Origin of the sequence: Escherichia sp. 10290, from assembly GCF_030295155.1 — a bacterium.
In the GTDB taxonomy this organism is placed as follows: domain Bacteria; phylum Pseudomonadota; class Gammaproteobacteria; order Enterobacterales; family Enterobacteriaceae; genus Escherichia; species Escherichia coli_F.
In genome coordinates this window covers 746,045-762,690 of the sequence record NZ_AP025741.1, presented here as the reverse complement: position 1 = coordinate 762,690, position 16,646 = coordinate 746,045, and the positions used below count along the sequence as shown (strand labels likewise).

At 51.6% G+C, this 16,646-nt stretch carries 16 protein-coding genes and 2 pseudogenes; 9 read left to right on the top strand and 9 right to left on the bottom strand.

Annotated elements, in window-relative coordinates; all coding sequences use genetic code 11:
- Positions 1-123 precede the first annotated feature (123 nt).
- Together fepA and entD are read left to right on the top strand one after the other, a co-directional pair.
- A complete protein-coding gene (fepA, locus tag QUE74_RS03620; protein ID WP_001034938.1) occupies positions 124-2,364 on the top strand; it encodes a siderophore enterobactin receptor FepA in 2,241 nt (746 codons plus the stop codon).
- Positions 2,365-2,538: 174 nt separating this feature from the next.
- Positions 2,539-3,159 (top strand): enterobactin synthase subunit EntD, encoded by a 621-nt coding sequence (gene entD, locus QUE74_RS03610; protein ID WP_001364439.1) that lies wholly within the window; start codon positions 2,539-2,541, stop codon positions 3,157-3,159.
- Between the two features lie 121 nt (positions 3,160-3,280).
- Here entD and hokE (QUE74_RS03605) read toward each other — a convergent pair whose 3' ends face one another.
- Positions 3,281-3,433: a type I toxin-antitoxin system toxin HokE gene (hokE, locus tag QUE74_RS03605; RefSeq protein ID WP_000956467.1), complete on the bottom strand. Its 153-nt coding sequence runs from the start codon at positions 3,431-3,433 to the stop codon at positions 3,281-3,283.
- Here hokE (QUE74_RS03605) and QUE74_RS29435 point away from each other — a divergent pair.
- A pseudogene (locus QUE74_RS29435) lies at positions 3,402-3,675 on the top strand (hypothetical protein). The gene hokE (QUE74_RS03605) and the pseudogene QUE74_RS29435 sit on opposite strands and share 32 nt — an antisense overlap.
- A 107-nt stretch (positions 3,676-3,782) precedes the next feature.
- Here QUE74_RS29435 and hokE (QUE74_RS03600) read toward each other — a convergent pair.
- Positions 3,783-3,935, bottom strand: coding sequence for a type I toxin-antitoxin system toxin HokE (hokE, locus tag QUE74_RS03600; protein WP_000956464.1), 153 nt, complete (start codon positions 3,933-3,935; stop codon positions 3,783-3,785).
- Between the two features lie 350 nt (positions 3,936-4,285).
- The gene (gene hokE, locus QUE74_RS03595) at positions 4,286-4,438 is read right to left on the bottom strand and encodes a type I toxin-antitoxin system toxin HokE (protein WP_001354838.1); all 153 of its coding nucleotides are present in this window, start codon (positions 4,436-4,438) and stop codon (positions 4,286-4,288) included.
- On the opposite strand from hokE (QUE74_RS03595), the pseudogene QUE74_RS29430 reads away from it, so the two are divergent.
- Positions 4,407-4,636: pseudogene (locus tag QUE74_RS29430) on the top strand (hypothetical protein). The gene hokE (QUE74_RS03595) and the pseudogene QUE74_RS29430 sit on opposite strands and share 32 nt — an antisense overlap.
- Before the next feature lie 65 nt (positions 4,637-4,701).
- Here the strand turns inward: QUE74_RS29430 and QUE74_RS03590 are convergent.
- Positions 4,702-4,830, bottom strand: coding sequence for a hypothetical protein (locus QUE74_RS03590; RefSeq protein WP_001225242.1), 129 nt, complete (start codon positions 4,828-4,830; stop codon positions 4,702-4,704).
- Positions 4,831-4,888: 58 nt separating this feature from the next.
- Between QUE74_RS03590 and QUE74_RS03585 the strand changes: the two genes are divergently transcribed.
- From QUE74_RS03585 to ybdG, 5 genes are all read left to right on the top strand, one after another.
- Entirely contained in the window at positions 4,889-6,007 is a 1,119-nt protein-coding gene (locus QUE74_RS03585; RefSeq protein ID WP_001122259.1) for a YbdK family carboxylate-amine ligase, read from the top strand.
- 65 nt (positions 6,008-6,072) lie between these two features.
- On the top strand, positions 6,073-6,321 hold the full coding sequence (locus QUE74_RS03580) for a DUF1158 domain-containing protein (RefSeq protein ID WP_000682513.1): 249 nt from the start codon (positions 6,073-6,075) through the stop codon (positions 6,319-6,321).
- A gap of 64 nt (positions 6,322-6,385) precedes the next feature.
- Positions 6,386-6,754 carry an MmcQ/YjbR family DNA-binding protein gene (locus QUE74_RS03575; protein ID WP_000360942.1) on the top strand — a complete coding sequence of 123 codons (369 nt, stop codon included), beginning with the start codon at positions 6,386-6,388 and terminating at the stop codon, positions 6,752-6,754.
- A 94-nt stretch (positions 6,755-6,848) separates the two neighbouring features.
- Complete coding sequence (gene nfsB / locus QUE74_RS03570; protein ID WP_000351485.1) at positions 6,849-7,502, top strand: oxygen-insensitive NAD(P)H nitroreductase; 654 nt, start codon at positions 6,849-6,851, stop codon at positions 7,500-7,502.
- Positions 7,503-7,609: 107 nt separating this feature from the next.
- Entirely contained in the window at positions 7,610-8,857 is a 1,248-nt protein-coding gene (ybdG, locus tag QUE74_RS03565; RefSeq protein ID WP_001153126.1) for a mechanosensitive ion channel YbdG, read from the top strand.
- A gap of 155 nt (positions 8,858-9,012) precedes the next feature.
- On the opposite strand, the gene pheP is transcribed toward ybdG, so the two are convergent.
- The 5 genes from pheP to cusC all read right to left on the bottom strand — a co-directional run bounded on the left by pheP (position 9,013) and on the right by cusC (position 16,629).
- Positions 9,013-10,395: a phenylalanine transporter gene (gene pheP, locus QUE74_RS03560; RefSeq protein ID WP_001354837.1), complete on the bottom strand. Its 1,383-nt coding sequence runs from the start codon at positions 10,393-10,395 to the stop codon at positions 9,013-9,015.
- A 101-nt stretch (positions 10,396-10,496) separates the two neighbouring features.
- Entirely contained in the window at positions 10,497-13,640 is a 3,144-nt protein-coding gene (cusA, locus tag QUE74_RS03555) for a Cu(+)/Ag(+) efflux RND transporter permease subunit CusA (protein WP_000573909.1), read from the bottom strand.
- 11 nt (positions 13,641-13,651) lie between these two features.
- Positions 13,652-14,875, bottom strand: coding sequence for a Cu(+)/Ag(+) efflux RND transporter periplasmic adaptor subunit CusB (cusB, locus tag QUE74_RS03550; protein ID WP_000717125.1), 1,224 nt, complete (start codon positions 14,873-14,875; stop codon positions 13,652-13,654).
- Between the two features lie 15 nt (positions 14,876-14,890).
- On the bottom strand, positions 14,891-15,223 hold the full coding sequence (gene cusF / locus QUE74_RS03545; protein WP_000709873.1) for a Cu(+)/Ag(+) efflux RND transporter periplasmic metallochaperone CusF: 333 nt from the start codon (positions 15,221-15,223) through the stop codon (positions 14,891-14,893).
- Between the two features lie 23 nt (positions 15,224-15,246).
- Entirely contained in the window at positions 15,247-16,629 is a 1,383-nt protein-coding gene (gene cusC, locus QUE74_RS03540; protein ID WP_000074270.1) for a Cu(+)/Ag(+) efflux RND transporter outer membrane channel CusC, read from the bottom strand.
- Positions 16,630-16,646 lie beyond the last annotated feature (17 nt).

The following is a 16,646-nucleotide window of genomic DNA, read 5'->3' as shown; positions in this document are numbered from 1 at the left end:
TAATTAACCAACTGCACTGCGTGTCTTTCAGGATCAAAGGTTTTCGCGGTAGCGGGATGCGTCGTGTTGATGACGACCATGCCCGACAGTTGCAATTCGTGGCAAAAATGCAGGAATAAAACAATGAACAAGAAGATTCATTCCCTGGCCTTGTTGGTCAATCTGGGGATTTATGGGGTAGCACAGGCACAAGAGCCAACCGATACTCCTGTTTCACATGACGATACCATCGTGGTCACCGCCGCCGAGCAGAACTTGCAGGCGCCTGGCGTTTCGACCATCACCGCAGATGAAATCCGCAAAAACCCGGTTGCCCGCGATGTGTCGGAGATCATCCGTACCATGCCAGGCGTTAACCTGACTGGTAACTCCACCAGTGGTCAGCGTGGTAATAACCGCCAGATTGATATTCGCGGCATGGGTCCGGAAAACACGCTGATTTTGATTGACGGTAAGCCTGTCAGCAGCCGTAACTCGGTGCGTCAGGGCTGGCGTGGCGAGCGTGATACCCGTGGTGATACCTCCTGGGTGCCGCCTGAAATGATTGAACGTATTGAAGTTCTGCGTGGTCCGGCAGCTGCGCGTTATGGCAACGGCGCGGCGGGCGGCGTGGTTAACATCATTACCAAAAAAGGCAGCGGCGAGTGGCACGGCTCATGGGATGCTTATTTCAATGCGCCAGAGCATAAAGAGGAAGGTGCCACCAAACGCACCAACTTCAGCTTGACCGGTCCGCTGGGCGACCAATTCAGCTTCCGTTTATATGGCAACCTCGACAAAACTCAGGCTGATGCGTGGGATATTAACCAGGGCCATCAGTCAGCGCGTGCCGGAACGTATGCCACGACGTTACCAGCCGGGCGCGAAGGGGTGATCAACAAAGATATCAATGGCGTGGTGCGTTGGGACTTCGCCCCTATGCAGTCACTCGAACTTGAAGCGGGCTACAGCCGCCAGGGTAACCTGTATGCGGGTGACACCCAGAACACCAACTCTGACGCTTACACTCGCTCTAAATATGGCGATGAAACCAACCGCCTGTATCGCCAGAACTACTCGCTGACCTGGAACGGTGGCTGGGATAACGGCGTGACCACCAGCAACTGGGTGCAGTACGAACACACCCGTAACTCGCGTATTCCGGAAGGCCTGGCGGGCGGCACCGAAGGGAAATTTAACGAAAAAGCGACACAAGATTTCGTCGATATCGATCTTGATGACGTGATGTTGCACAGCGAAGTTAACCTGCCGATTGATTTCCTCGTTAACCAGACGCTGACGCTGGGGACCGAGTGGAATCAGCAGCGGATGAAGGACTTAAGTTCCAACACCCAGGCGCTGACCGGAACGAATACCGGCGGTGCTATTGATGGTGTAAGTGCCACTGACCGTAGCCCATATTCAAAGGCAGAAATTTTCTCGCTATTTGCCGAAAACAACATGGAGCTGACTGACAGCACCATCGTAACGCCGGGGCTGCGTTTCGATCATCACAGCATTGTTGGCAATAACTGGAGTCCGGCGCTGAATATATCGCAAGGTTTAGGCGATGACTTCACGCTGAAAATGGGCATCGCCCGTGCTTATAAAGCGCCGAGCCTGTACCAGACTAACCCGAACTACATTCTCTACAGTAAAGGTCAGGGCTGCTATGCCAGCGCGGGCGGCTGCTATTTGCAAGGTAATGATGACCTGAAAGCAGAAACCAGCATCAACAAAGAGATTGGTCTGGAGTTCAAACGCGACGGCTGGCTGGCGGGTGTCACCTGGTTCCGTAACGATTATCGCAATAAGATTGAAGCGGGCTATGTGGCTGTAGGGCAAAACGCAGTCGGCACCGATCTCTATCAGTGGGATAACGTGCCGAAAGCGGTGGTTGAAGGTCTGGAAGGATCGTTAAACGTACCGGTTAGCGAAACGGTGATGTGGACCAACAACATCACTTATATGCTGAAGAGTGAAAACAAAACCACGGGCGACCGTTTGTCGATCATCCCGGAGTATACGTTGAACTCAACGCTGAGCTGGCAGGCACGGGAAGATTTGTCGATGCAAACGACCTTCACCTGGTACGGCAAGCAGCAGCCGAAGAAGTACAACTATAAAGGCCAGCCAGCGGTTGGACCGGAAACCAAAGAAATCAGTCCGTACAGCATTGTGGGCCTGAGCGCGACCTGGGATGTGACGAAGAATGTCAGTCTGACCGGCGGCGTGGACAACCTGTTCGACAAGCGTTTGTGGCGTGCGGGTAATGCCCAGACCACGGGCGATCTGGCAGGAGCCAACTATATCGCCGGTGCCGGGGCGTATACCTATAACGAGCCGGGACGTACATGGTATATGAGCATTAATACGCACTTCTGATGCTAACGTCAGATTGTTGACAAAGTGCGCGTCGTTCATGCCGGATGCGGCGTGAACGCCTTATCCGGCCTACAAAAATCTTGCCAATTCAATATATTGCAGGATAGTGTAGGCCTGATAAGCGTAGCGCATCAGGCAGTTTTGCGTTTGTCATCAGTCTCTAATATGGTCGACATGAAAACTACGCATACCTCCCTCCCCTTTGCCGGACATACGCTGCATTTTGTTGAGTTCGATCCAGTAAGTTTTCGCGAGCAGGATTTACTCTGGCTGCCACACTACGCACAACTGCAACACGCTGGACGTAAACGTAAAACAGAGCATTTAGCCGGACGGATCGCTGCTGTTTACGCCTTGCGGGAATATGGCTATAAATGTGTGCCCGCAATCGGCGAGCTACGCCAACCTGTGTGGCCTGCGGAGGTATACGGCAGTATTAGCCACTGCGAGACTACGGCATTAGCCGTGGCATCTCGTCAACCGATTGGCATTGATATCGAAGAGATTTTCTCTGTACAAACCGCAAGAGAATTGACAGACAACATTATTACACCAGCAGAACACGAGCGACTCGCAGAATGCGGTTTAGCCTTTTCTCTGGCGCTGACACTGGCATTTTCCGCCAAAGAGAGCGCATTTAAGGCAAGTGAGATCCAAACTGATGCAGGTTTTCTGGACTATCAGATAATTAGCTGGAATAAACAGCAGATCATCATTCGACTAGAGGATGAGCAGTTTGCTGTGCACTGGCAGATAAAAGAAAAAATAGTCATAACGCTGTGCCAACACGATTAATTGACAACATCTGGTACGATTCGCCCGCAGCCATCACTGACCACGGGCGAAAGTGTAAAGCAGGTGCCTTACCATCCTGACCTGACAACCGGATATGCGGGGATTACTCCCCGCACAACGGCTACTTCTTCGGTTCGTAAGCGAGAACAGCCCTGAACTCAATATTACGTTCCTTTACGGTGAACTCACACAGCGAGTCGCCGACCAGAAGCGTAAATCCCAGCACTGTCAAACACAGCACTATGACCGCCACAAGGGCATATTTCGTCAGCATGTTTATATTGCCTCCATGCGAAGAAGGGACTACCATCCAAATTGTCTGGTTTGGAGTGGCGGCCCCAGGGTTGATAGAAATATCTCCTGGGGCTTCATCTTTCCAGACCTCAGAGTTAACCTGAAACCGGAAAGCTTCAGGCACCCGCCGTTATCTTACCCTTCCTTAGCAAAATGGCTGTTTATTTATACAGTAAATCCTGTTCCGGACTTTTCATTAGTATTATCGCCCATGCCAGTTAAACGACATCGCCCGCAGCCATCACTGACCACGGGCGAAAATGTAAAGCAGGTGCCTTACCACCCTGAACTGACAACCGGATATGCGGGGATTACTCCCCGCACAACGGCTACTTCTTCGGTTCGTAAGCGAGAACAGCCCTGAACTCAATATTATGTTCCTTTACGGTGAACTCACACAGCGAGTCGCCGACCAGAAGCGTAAATCCCAGCACTGTCAAACACAGCACTATGACCGCCACAAGGGCATATTTCGTCAGCATGTTTATATTGCCTCCATGCGAAGAAGGGACTACCATCCGAGTTGTTGAGGTTCGGAGTGGCAGCCCCAGGGTTGATAGAAATATCTCCTGGGGCTTCATCTTTCCAGACCTCAGAGTAAACCTGAAACCGGAAAGCTTCAGGCACCCGCCGTTATCTTACCCTTCCTTAGCAAAATGGCTGTTTATTTATACAGTGAGTCCTGTTTCGGACTTCTGTTGGCAAAACTGATCATTGCTCTTAAAACGACATCGCCCGCAGCCATCACTGACCGCGGGCGAAAGTGTAAAGCAGGTGCCTTACCATCCTGACCTGACAACCGGATATGCGGGGATTACTCCCCGCACAACGGCTACTTCTTCGGTTCGTAAGCGAGAACAGCCTTAAACTCAATATTACGTTCCTTCACCGTAAACTCACACAGCGAGTCTCCGACCAGAACCGTAAATCCCAGCACCGTCAAACACAGCACTATGACTGCCACAAGGGCATATTTCGTCAGCATGTTTATATTGCCTCCATGCGAAGAAGGGACTACCATCCAAATTGTTTGGGTTTGGAGTGGCAGCCCCAGGGTTGATAGAAATATCTCCTGGGGCTTCATCTTTCCAGACCTCAGAGTAAACCTGAAACCGGAAAGCTTCAGGCACCCGCCGTTATCTTACCCTTCCTCAACAAAATAGCTGTTTATTTATACAGTTAGTCTTATTTCGGACTTCTCACTACGCATCAGATCAACCGAAACTAAACCAATTTTTCCTTCGCCCCTCAATCGTCAAAATTCTCCGCCGCCAGCCAGCTCTGCCATAACTTGGCACATTGCAAAAGTAGCCAAATTGCTTCAGTAGCAATCAGTTCACCATCACCAAAAAAAGAAACATTCCAGAACTTCCGCATCTCTCCCGGCCGCTCCCACTTCTATACTCAAATGAAAACGCCAACATAAGAGAAACCTATGCCAATACCCGATTTTCAAGTCTCTGAACCTTTTACCCTCGGTATTGAACTGGAAATGCAGGTGGTTAATCCGCCGGGCTATGACTTAAGCCAGGACTCTTCAACGCTGATTGACGCGGTTAAAAATCAGATCACTGCCGGGGAAGTAAAGCACGATATCACCGAAAGCATGCTGGAGCTGGCGACGGATGTTTGTCGTGATATCAACCAGGCTGCCGGGCAATTTTCAGCGATGCAGAAAGTCATCTTGCGAGCAGCCGCAGACCATCATCTGGAAATTTGCGGCGGGGGCACGCACCCGTTTCAGAAATGGCAGCGTCAGGAGGTATGCGATAACGAACGCTATCAACGAACGCTGGAAAACTTTGGTTATCTCATTCAGCAGGCGACCGTTTTTGGTCAGCATGTCCATGTTGGCTGCGCCAGTGGCGATGACGCCATTTATTTGCTGCACGGCTTGTCGCGGTTTGTGCCGCACTTTATCGCCCTTTCTGCCGCATCGCCGTATATGCAGGGAACGGATACACGCTTTGCTTCCTCAAGACCGAATATTTTTTCCGCCTTTCCCGACAATGGCCCAATGCCGTGGGTCAGTAACTGGCAACAATTTGAAGCCCTGTTTCGTTGTCTGAGTTACACCACGATGATCGACAGCATTAAAGATCTGCACTGGGATATTCGCCCCAGCCCCCATTTTGGCACGGTGGAAGTTCGGGTGATGGATACCCCATTAACCCTTAGCCACGCGGTAAATATGGCGGGATTGATTCAGGCCACCGCCCACTGGTTACTGACGGAACGCCCGTTCAAACATCAGGAGAAAGATTACCTGCTGTATAAATTCAACCGCTTCCAGGCCTGCCGTTATGGGCTGGAAGGTGCCATTACCGATCCGCACACTGGCGATCGTCGGCCACTAACGGAAGACACCTTGCGATTGCTGGAAAAAATCGCCCCTTCCGCAGATAAAATTGGTGCATCGAGCGCGATTGAGGCCCTGCATCGCCAGGTCGTCAGCGGTCTGAATGAATCGCAGCTGATGCGTGATTTCGTCGCCGATGGCGGCTCGCTGATTGGACTGGTGAAAAAGCATTGTGAGATTTGGGCCGGAGAATAAGTCGGGAATTGCCTTACAGAAGAATATCCCTGACAATGGTGTTTTAACTTACATTTAACAATGTTATGAAACACCCTTTAGAAACTTTGACCACCGCAGCAGGCATTTTGCTGATGGCTTTCCTCTCTTGCCTGCTGCTGCCCGCCCCCGCACTGGGGCTGACGCTGGCACAAAAACTGGTGAGCACGTTCCATCTGATGGATCTTAGCCAGCTTTACACTTTATTGTTTTGCCTGTGGTTTTTAGTGCTGGGCGCAATTGAGTATTTTGTTCTGCGCTTTATCTGGCAACGCTGGTTCTCACTGGCGGATTAAACGTCGATTATCGCCGTACTTCACGGCATACTTTGCTTATTCTCCTTCGCCTAAAGGAACGTTTATGGATAAGCAATCACTGCACGAAACGGCGAAACGCCTGGCCCTTGAGTTACCCTTTGTCGAGCTTTGCTGGCCTTTTGGCCCGGAGTTCGATGTCTTTAAAATTGGCGGCAAGATTTTTATGCTGTCGTCGGAGCTGCGCGGCGTCCCCTTTATCAATTTGAAGTCCGATCCACAAAAATCCCTGTTAAATCAGCAGATATACCCGAGCATTAAGCCAGGGTATCACATGAATAAGAAGCACTGGATTTCAGTGTATCCAGGCGATGAGATCTCCGAAGCGTTACTGCGCGATCTTATCGATGATTCATGGAATTTAGTGGTTGATGGCTTATCTAAACGCGATCAAAAAAGAGTGCGCCCAGACTAAAAGCGAAAATCTATAGCGCATTTTTCTCGCTTACCATTTCTCGTTGAACCTTGTAATCTGCTGGCACGCAAAATTACTTACACATGGAGTCTTTATGGATATCATTTCTGTCGCCTTAAAGCGTCATTCCACTAAGGCATTTGATGCCAGCAAAAAACTTACCCCGGAACAGGCCGAGCAGATCAAAACGCTGCTGCAATACAGCCCATCCAGCACCAACTCCCAGCCGTGGCATTTTATTGTTGCCAGCACGGAAGAAGGCAAAGCGCGTGTTGCCAAATCCGCTGCCGGTAATTACGTGTTCAACGAGCGCAAAATGCTTGATGCCTCGCACGTCGTGGTGTTCTGTGCAAAAACCGCGATGGACGATGCCTGGCTGAAACAGGTTGTTGACCAGGAAGATGCCGATGGCCGCTTTGCCACGCCGGAAGCGAAAGCTGCGAACGATAAAGGTCGCAAATTCTTCGCCGATATGCACCGTAAAGATCTGCATGATGATGCGCAGTGGATGGCAAAACAGGTTTACCTCAACGTCGGTAACTTCCTGCTGGGCGTTGCGGCGCTGGGTCTGGACGCGGTACCCATCGAAGGTTTTGACGCCGCAATCCTCGATGAAGAATTTGGTCTGAAAGAGAAAGGCTACACCAGCCTGGTGGTGGTTCCAGTGGGCCATCATAGCGTAGAGGATTTTAACGCGACTCTGCCGAAATCTCGTCTGCCGCAAAGTATCACCTTAACCGAAGTGTAATTCTCCCTTGCCGGGCATCTGCCCGGCTATTTCCCCTCAGATTATCCTGATTTGCATAACCCTGTTTCAGCCGTCATCATAGGCCGCTGTTGTATAAAGGAGACGTTATGCAGGATTTAATATCCCAGGTTGAAGATTTAGCGGGTATTGAGTTTGATCACACCACCTCGATGGTGATGATTTTCGGTATTATTTTTCTGACTGCCGTTGTGGTGCATATTATTTTGCACTGGGTAGTACTACGGACCTTCGAAAAACGTGCCATCGCCAGTTCACGGCTATGGTTGCAAATCATTACCCAGAATAAACTCTTCCACCGTTTAGCTTTCACCTTGCAGGGGATTATCGTCAATATTCAGGCGGTATTCTGGCTGCAAAAAGGCACCGAAGCGGCTGATATTCTGACCACCTGCGCGCAGTTGTGGATCATGATGTATGCACTGCTTTCAGTCTTCTCGTTGCTGGATGTTATTTTGAATCTGGCGCAGAAATTCCCGGCGGCGTCTCAGTTACCGCTGAAAGGGATATTTCAGGGGATTAAACTGATCGGCGCGATTCTGGTCGGCATTTTGATGATCTCGCTGCTTATTGGTCAATCGCCAGCGATTCTGATCAGCGGTCTTGGTGCAATGGCTGCCGTGCTGATGTTGGTATTTAAAGATCCGATTCTTGGTCTGGTGGCAGGTATTCAGCTTTCCGCGAACGATATGCTGAAACTGGGCGACTGGCTGGAGATGCCGAAATACGGCGCGGATGGCGCGGTGATCGATATTGGGTTAACCACCGTCAAAGTGCGTAACTGGGACAATACCATTACCACTATTCCTACCTGGTCTCTGGTTTCTGACTCCTTTAAAAACTGGAGCGGGATGTCAGCATCCGGCGGGCGACGTATTAAACGCAGTATCAGCATTGATGTCACCAGTATTCATTTTCTTGATGAAGACGAAATGCAACGTCTGAATAAAGCGCATTTGTTAAAACCTTATTTAACCAGCCGCCATCAGGAAATTAATGAGTGGAATCGCCAGCAAGGTTCTACGGAGTCGGTATTAAACCTGCGTCGAATGACCAATATTGGAACCTTTCGCGCCTATCTGAACGAATATCTACGTAACCATCCGCGGATTCGTAAAGATATGACCTTAATGGTACGCCAACTGGCTCCTGGCGATAACGGTTTACCGCTCGAGATCTATGCGTTTACCAACACCGTGGTGTGGCTGGAATATGAAAGTATTCAGGCTGATATATTCGACCACATATTTGCGATTGTCGAAGAGTTTGGTCTGCGGCTTCATCAGTCACCAACCGGCAATGATATTCGCTCCCTGGCAGGTGCATTTAAGCAGTAATTAAAAAACCGCTCTCATCGAATGGATGAGAGCGGTTTAGGATGGTCGACATCGTTTTGTCGGATGTAGCGTGAACACCTTATCCGACTTACAGAATCGTTACAAATTGTAGGCCCGATAAGCTTGCGCATCGGGCAAATCAGCCTCACATCAGCTTAATTCGCTTTTCTACGCAATGTTTTAAACGCCACAAACAGGAATACAATCCACACCGGCAGCAAAATTGCCGACAAGCGCATATCATCCATCGTGCACATCAGCAGCAAAATCATGCCGAGGAAGGCAATGCAAAGATAATTGCCGAATGGATAAAGCAGCGCTTTAAACTGTGTTTCACGCCCCTGACGTCGCATCGCCGCGCGAAAACGCAGATGCGCCAGACAGATCATAATCCAGTTCAACAGCAACGTTGCCACCACCAGCGCCATCAGCAGACCAAATGCTTTTTGCGGCAGCAGATAGTTGATCAGCACCACCAGAGAAGTGATCGCCCCGGAAAGCATCAGCGAGTTGATCGGCACACCGCGATGGCTAACGCGGGTAAGAAACTTCGGTGCATTACCCTGCACAGAAAGACCAAACAGCATCCGGCTGTTGGAGTAAACCCCGCTGTTGTATACCGATAATGATGCTACCAGAATGACGAAGTTCAGCGCAGAAGCCACCACATTGCTGTCAAGATTATGAAAAATCATCACAAACGGACTACTGTTAGATTTCACTTCCACCCACGGGTAGAGTGCCAGTAATACCACCAGCGAACCGATATAAAACAGCAGAATGCGATACACCACCTGATTTACCGCTTTTGGAATGCTTTTTTCCGGCTCGCGCGCTTCAGCAGCAGTAATCCCAATCAGTTCCAGCCCGCCGAAGGAGAACATAATCACCGCCAGCGACAAAATCAGCCCATTCCAGCCAGTGGCAAAGAAACCACCGTAGCGCCAGAGGTTGTCGATACTGGCTTTCTCACCGCCGTGACCAGAAAACAGCAGCCACAGGCCAAAGCCAATCATGCCGATAATTGCCAGCACTTTAATCAGCGCAAACCAGAACTCAGTTTCGCCATATAAGCGCACGTTCACCAGGTTAACGGCGTTGATGATAATAAAGAAGGCGGCAGCCCAGATCCAGGTGGGAACATCCGGGAACCAGTACTGCATATAGATGCCCGCAGCGGTGAGTTCAGCCATCCCCACCAGTACGAACATCACCCAGTAGTTCCAGCCTGAGAGGAAGCCCGCAAACGGTCCCCAGTATTTATAGGCAAAGTGGGCAAACGAACCGGATACCGGCTCCTCAACCACCATCTCGCCAAGCTGGCGCATGATCAGGAAAGCAATGATCCCGGCGACGCCGTAGCCCAACAATACAGCCGGACCTGCCATCTGAATCGCCGGGCCAATGCCAAGAAACAGACCAGTACCAATAGCGCCACCCAGCGCAATCAGTTGAATATGACGGTTATGTAATCCGCGATGAAGCGTCGGCTCTTTATTCGACGCAGTATCTTCCGATACGGTTGACGCGTTTTTCACGCCTTTCCCCTGTGTGTCTTTTTTGTTGAGGGGCACCTTTTAACATTTAGTGCCCATCGTCGCAAGACACAATCCACACGGTTAAACCGGGTATCCTGCTTTTATTTCCGTACCCGATGTCGGTGCAGCCACATCAGCTTATACGCCGCCGGGATAATAAACAGCGACAGCAAAGGTGCGGTGATCATGCCGCCAATCATCGGCGCGGCAATCCGGCTCATCACCTCTGAACCTGCCCCCGTTCCCCACAGAATCGGCAGCAGACCCGCGATAATCACCGCCACAGTCATCGCTTTCGGGCGCACACGCAGCACCGCGCCGTGATATAACGCTTCATCCAGCTTCTGCTCGCTGAATGTTTGCGGATTATCCAGGGATGGCTCTGCCTCTATGGCGTGACGTAAATACATCAGCATCACCACGCCAAATTCGGCGGCGACTCCCGCGAGGGCGATAAAGCCAGTGCCCGTTGCCACGGAAAGATGAAAGTCCATCCACCACAGTAACCAGATGCCACCCACCAGCGCAAACGGTACGCTGCTGATAATCAGCAACGCTTCGCCCACCCGACGGAACGCCAGATACAACAGCACGAAGATGATCATCAACGTCATCGGCACCATGAGTTTCAGCTTGTGGTTGGCACGCTCCAGCAACTCGAACTGCCCGGAGAATGCCACGCTGGTACCCGGTTTTAACTGCACTTTTTCAGCTATCGCTTTTTGCAAATCGTGAACTACCGACACCATGTCACGATCGCGGGCATCGATATAAATCCAGCTTGTCGGGCGCGCATTCTCGGTTTTCAGCATCGACGGTCCGGTAGAGACTTTAACGTCGGCCACATCCGCCAGGGTGATTTGCTGCTTCATCGGCGTCAGGATCGGTAGCTGGCGCAGCGCCTGTGGGCTATCGCGCCAGCTTTGCGGATAACGCAGATTAATTGGATAACGGGCAATCCCTTCCACCGTTTCACCAACCATCGCCCCGCCCACCGCAGATGTCACAAACAACTGCACATCCGCCACCGTCATACCGTAACGGGCGGCTTTTTCACGGTTGATCTCAACGTTGATATAGCGCCCACCTTCCAGACGTTCAGCAAGGGCTGAGGCCACGCCTGGCACCGTTCGCGCCACTTCTTCAATTTGCTCCGCCATCGCGTCGATATCCGCCAGCACAGTGCCGGAAACTTTAATGCCGATAGGGCTTTTAATGCCGGTCGAGAGCATATCGATACGGTTACGGATTGGCGGCACCCACAGATTCGCCAGCCCCGGCAGACGCACGGTGTTATCCAGTTCCTCAATAATTTTTTCCATGGTCATGCCAGGCCGCCACTGATCCTGTGGCTTAAGCTGGATGGTCGTTTCTACCATCTCCAGCGGTGCGGAGTCGGTGGCGGTTTCCGCTTTCCCGGTTTTGCCAAACACCCGCGCCACTTCAGGTACGCTCATAATCAGCTTGTCGGTTTTTTGCAGCATACTCGCCGCCTCCGCTGCGGAAATCCCCGGCAGTGTCGATGGCATATACAACAAGTCGCCTTCATTGATCTGCGGTAAAAATTCTCCGCCAACTTTATTGAGCGGCCAGAGAACCGTCAGTACCGAAAGCGCCGCCACCAACAGCGTGGTTTTAGGCCAGTGCAGTACTTTCAGCAACAGCGGATGATAAACACGAATCAAAAAGCGATTGAGCGGATTACTGCTTTCCGGTGGAATTTTTCCACGGATCCAGTAGCCCATCAGGATGGGGATCACTACGATCGCCAGCAGCGCCGCGCCCGCCATCGCATACGTTTTGGTGAACGCCAGCGGGCCAAACAGACGCCCTTCCTGCCCTTCCAGAGTGAAGATCGGGATAAACGACAGCGTGATAATCAGCAAGCTGATAAACAGCGCCGGCCCCACTTCAACAGATGCATCGGTGATCACCTGCCAGCGCGTTTTATTATCCAGCGTGGCGTCAGGATGCTGGTGCTGCCACTCTTCCAGCCGTTTATGCGCATTCTCGATCATGACGATAGCGGCATCGACCATCGCCCCGACGGCAATCGCAATACCGCCCAGCGACATAATATTGGCATTCAGTCCCTGGAAGTGCATGACAATAAAAGCAATACACAACCCCAGCGGCAACGAAATAATCGCCACCAGCGCCGAGCGCACATGCCAGAGAAACAGCGCGCAGACAACCGCCACCACAATAAACTCTTCCAGCAACTTGCCGCTGAGGTTGTCGATGGCTCGGTCAATAAGCTGGCTGCGATCGTATGTTGTAACTATCTCCACGCCTTCCGGCAGACTGCTTTTCAGCGTTTCCAGTTTGTCCTTCACGGCGGCGATCACTTCACGGGCGTTTTTGCCGGAGCGCAGGATCACCACCCCGCCCGCCACTTCGCCTTCACCATTGAGTTCGGCAATGCCCCGGCGCATCTCCGGGCCAATCTGGACCTTCGCAACATCACGCAGATAAACGGGCACGCCATTTTCGCTGGCTTTTAAAACGATGTGATTAAAGTCGTCGAGCGTTTGCAGATAGCCGCTGGCGCGCACCATATATTCCGCTTCCGCCAGTTCGATCGACGAACCGCCCGCTTCCTGGTTTGAAGCATCCAGCGCATTTTTCACTTCGGCGAGACTGATGCCATACTGCGCCAGGCGCTGAGGATCGATAACCACCTGATACTCTTTCACCACACCGCCCACCGACGCCACTTCCGCAACGTCAGGGATGGTTTTCAGCTCATATTTGAGAAACCAGTCCTGCAATGAACGTAAATCGGCCAGATCGTGCTTACCGCTGCGATCCACCAGCGCGTATTCATAGATCCAGCCAACACCCGTGGCATCTGGCCCCAACTCGGCGCTGACTCCCGCAGGCAGCTTACCCTGTACCTGGTTGAGGTACTCCAGCACCCGCGAGCGCGCCCAGTACGGATCGGTGCCATCTTCGAAAATGACATATACATAAGAGTCGCCAAACTGCGAGAAACCGCGCACAGTCTTCGCGCCAGGTACTGACAACATGGTGGTGGTTAGCGGATAAGTCACCTGATTTTCAACGATTTGCGGAGCCTGACCGGGATAGCTGGTTTTAATAATCACCTGCACATCGGAGAGATCCGGCAGCGCATCCACTGGCGTGTTAATGATAGTCCAGGTGCCCCAGATACTCAGAAACAACGCGCCCATCAGCACCAGAAAACGGTTCGCCACCGAGCGACGAATAATCCATTCAATCATTGGTTATTCCCTCAATGCGCATGGGTAGCACTTTCAGAGCGCATCCGCTCCAGTGCGCCAGAAATATTGGCTTCAGAATCAATCAGGAACAGGCCGCTGGAAACCACCTTTTCACCTTCCGCCAGACCAGAACGTAGCGCGGTGACGCCTTGCGACGCCTGGAAAACAGCAACGCGTTTCGGTACAAAGCGCCCGTCGGCATCAACGGTAATCACCCGCTGTTCGTTACCAGTATCAATCAGTGCCTGTGACGGAATGAGCAGCATCGGTTCGCTGGCGGTGTTGAGTTGCAACCAGGCGTTCATTCCCGGTTTTAGCGCCTCGTCGGCGTTGTCGACTTCCAGACGCAGTTGTAGCGTGCGGGTCGCGGCATCCACGCCAGGTAGCAGCGTCCATTTGCGGATGGTGAGTGTTTTATCCGGTCGTGCCGGAACGGTGAGCGTAAACTGCGAGGCATCTTTCACCAGCCAGGCGATGGACTCCGGGATCGCAGCAGTGACCCACACCGGGTCCATACCCTGAATTTTCGCTACCACGTTATCTTTGGCGATATTCATTCCCGCGCGCAGATCAAACGCAGTGATCACGCCATCAATAGGGGCTTTGAGCGTAAAGCGAGTCTGGATTTTTTGCGTGGTAATCAGGCGGCGAATATCGGCCTCCGGCATTCCCGCCAGTCTCAGCCGCTCAAGAATGCCTTCAGTCTGGGTCGCCGTCCCGCCGGTTTCGCGCAGCAGTAAATACTCACTCTGCGCTTCCACCCAGTCGGGAATGGTCAGGTCGAGAAGCGGTGTGCCCTTTTGCACTTTATCGCCCACGGTGAGCGGATACACCTTGTCGATAAACCCGGCGGCGCGGGCCTGCACAATGGCAAACTGATACTCGTTGTAACTCACATTCGCTGGGAAACTCTGGGCAAAAGTCAGCGGCCCGCGCGTGACGGTCGCCGTTTTCACCCCCAGATTTTGCGTCTGGGTCGGGTCAATGCGCACACCAGACGCAGAACTCTCTTCATCGGCATATTTCGGCACCAGATCCATATCCATAAACGGCGATTTACCTGGTTTATCGAACCGCGTATTGGGATACATTGGGTCGTACCAGAATAAGACTTTACGTTCTGCGGTCGACGTTTTTTCTGCGGGCGGTTCAGCCTTTGCAAACCAGGTAAAACCTGCCGCAGAAATAATACCGCCCGCGATCATGCTGCCGATAATAAGCGCGATTTTTTTCATCTCATTAAACCTGGGTTACTGGCTGACTTTAATATCCTGTAATAAAGAAAGGTTGCCCTGCTGGACAAAATTAAACGCTACTTTGTCGCCAGTTTTAATTTCACTCATTTTCGTCTGCGGGGTGATGGTAAAGCGCATGGTCATCTCCGGCCAGTTCACTGCGGCAATCGGATCGTGGTGGATGGTGATTTTTTTGCTTTCCAGATCAACACCTTTTACCACACCGGTGGCGCTAATAACCTGTGGTTGTGCTTCGCTCATGGTTTCATGATGATGTTCGTTAGCCTGAGCATTAAAGCCAATAACAGTAAACAGACTGAACATTGCAACTTGCAGTGCTTTTTTCATTTATTCTCTCCTGGAGTTAAAAATTATTGCTGCCAACCGCCACCCAGGGCGGTATATAAGGAAACTTCGTTAACCTGACGGGCATAATTCAGGTCGAGTAAAGTTTGTCGGGTTGCAAATAAGGAACGCTCGGCATCCAGCACTTCCAGATAACTTACCGCGCCGTGCTGATATAATGCCCGCGCCCGTTGCAAAGTAATTTGCAGCGACGCCAGATAACGCTGCTGGGCGCTGATTTGATCGTTCAGGCTTTGACGTAATGCAAGCGCATCTGCCACTTCTTTAAAGGCGTTCTGAATTTTCTGTTCATAATTCACCACCGACTGCTGCTGGCGAATTTCGGCGATATCCAGATTGGCCTGGTTGCGTCCGGCATTAAAAATGGGGATCTCAATTTTGGGAATAAAATTCCACATCCCGCTGCTGGCGTTAAATAATGATGACAGATCGCTGCTGGCGGTTGATATTCCACTGGTCAGGCTTATAGACGGGAAAAATGCCGCACGCGCAGCACCAATATTGGCATTAGCCGCCATTAACGCGTGTTCAGCTTCCATAATATCCGGGCGCTGCAATAAGATTTGCGACGACAAGCCCGCCGGTAATTTAACGCTTTGCAGGCTGTCGCTGTTTACTGTCTGCGCTTGCGGCAGCTTGCCGTAGTTTCCCAATAACAGTTGCAATGCATTATTCGCCTGCGCCAGTTCCCCCTGACGTTTAGCGATATCACTGCGGGTACTTTCTATCACCCCGCGAGCCTGTTCCAGCGCCAGAACATTGCTGCTACCGGTCAACAGTTGTTTTTCAACAAACGCATATGACTGCTGATAATTACGCAGCGTTTCTTCTGCTATTTGTAATTGCGCATAAGCCAGCTGCTGATTGAAATAGCTTTGCGCGACATTAGAAACCAGCAGAATATGCACCGCACGCTGAGCTTCCTCAGTGGCTAAATAATTTTGTCGCTCGGCTTCGCTCATGTTCTTTAAGCGACCGAAAAAATCGAGATCAAAGCTGGCGTTAAGGCCAGTCGAGAACTCCCGCGTCGTGGCTGAATCGCCTTTAAGATTGCCGCTCCAGCTGCCGCTACCCTCGCCATTGAGCTGCGGGTAGCGGTCGGCATCGGTCAGACGATATTGCGCCCGTGCCTCCTGCACTTTCAGCGTCGCCATGCGCAAATCCCGATTATTCACCAGCGCCTCGCTAATCAGCGTCTTCACCTGATTATCAACAAAAAAGGTGCGCCAGCCCGCGTTCTGGTAGTTATCTACCGCGTTAACCAGGCCGTTCTGGCTGAGTGAGAACTGCTGCGGCACGGGCATTGCCGGACGCTGATATTCCGGTGCCAGTGAACAACCGGTTAGCGCAAGGGCCACACAAAATGGCAGAAGTTTACAAGGAGACATAGGCTCATAATTTCTGG

What these genes read in the sequence shown, in the direction of transcription:
- QUE74_RS03575 (WP_000360942.1), top strand. Translation starts at nt 6,386, where the DNA reads ATGGATAAGCAATCACTGCACGAAACGGCGAAACGCCTGGCCCTTGAG.
- hokE (WP_000956467.1), bottom strand. Translation starts at nt 3,433, where the DNA reads ATGCTGACGAAATATGCCCTTGTGGCGGTCATAGTGCTGTGTTTGACA.
- nfsB (WP_000351485.1), top strand. Translation starts at nt 6,849, where the DNA reads ATGGATATCATTTCTGTCGCCTTAAAGCGTCATTCCACTAAGGCATTT.
- cusA (WP_000573909.1), bottom strand. Translation starts at nt 13,640, where the DNA reads ATGATTGAATGGATTATTCGTCGCTCGGTGGCGAACCGTTTTCTGGTG.
- hokE (WP_000956464.1), bottom strand. Translation starts at nt 3,935, where the DNA reads ATGCTGACGAAATATGCCCTTGTGGCGGTCATAGTGCTGTGTTTGACA.
- cusF (WP_000709873.1), bottom strand. Translation starts at nt 15,223, where the DNA reads ATGAAAAAAGCACTGCAAGTTGCAATGTTCAGTCTGTTTACTGTTATT.
- ybdG (WP_001153126.1), top strand. Translation starts at nt 7,610, where the DNA reads ATGCAGGATTTAATATCCCAGGTTGAAGATTTAGCGGGTATTGAGTTT.
- QUE74_RS03580 (WP_000682513.1), top strand. Translation starts at nt 6,073, where the DNA reads ATGAAACACCCTTTAGAAACTTTGACCACCGCAGCAGGCATTTTGCTG.
- QUE74_RS03590 (WP_001225242.1), bottom strand. Translation starts at nt 4,830, where the DNA reads ATGCGGAAGTTCTGGAATGTTTCTTTTTTTGGTGATGGTGAACTGATT.
- QUE74_RS03585 (WP_001122259.1), top strand. Translation starts at nt 4,889, where the DNA reads ATGCCAATACCCGATTTTCAAGTCTCTGAACCTTTTACCCTCGGTATT.
- cusC (WP_000074270.1), bottom strand. Translation starts at nt 16,629, where the DNA reads ATGTCTCCTTGTAAACTTCTGCCATTTTGTGTGGCCCTTGCGCTAACC.
- fepA (WP_001034938.1), top strand. Translation starts at nt 124, where the DNA reads ATGAACAAGAAGATTCATTCCCTGGCCTTGTTGGTCAATCTGGGGATT.
- entD (WP_001364439.1), top strand. Translation starts at nt 2,539, where the DNA reads ATGAAAACTACGCATACCTCCCTCCCCTTTGCCGGACATACGCTGCAT.
- cusB (WP_000717125.1), bottom strand. Translation starts at nt 14,875, where the DNA reads ATGAAAAAAATCGCGCTTATTATCGGCAGCATGATCGCGGGCGGTATT.
- hokE (WP_001354838.1), bottom strand. Translation starts at nt 4,438, where the DNA reads ATGCTGACGAAATATGCCCTTGTGGCAGTCATAGTGCTGTGTTTGACG.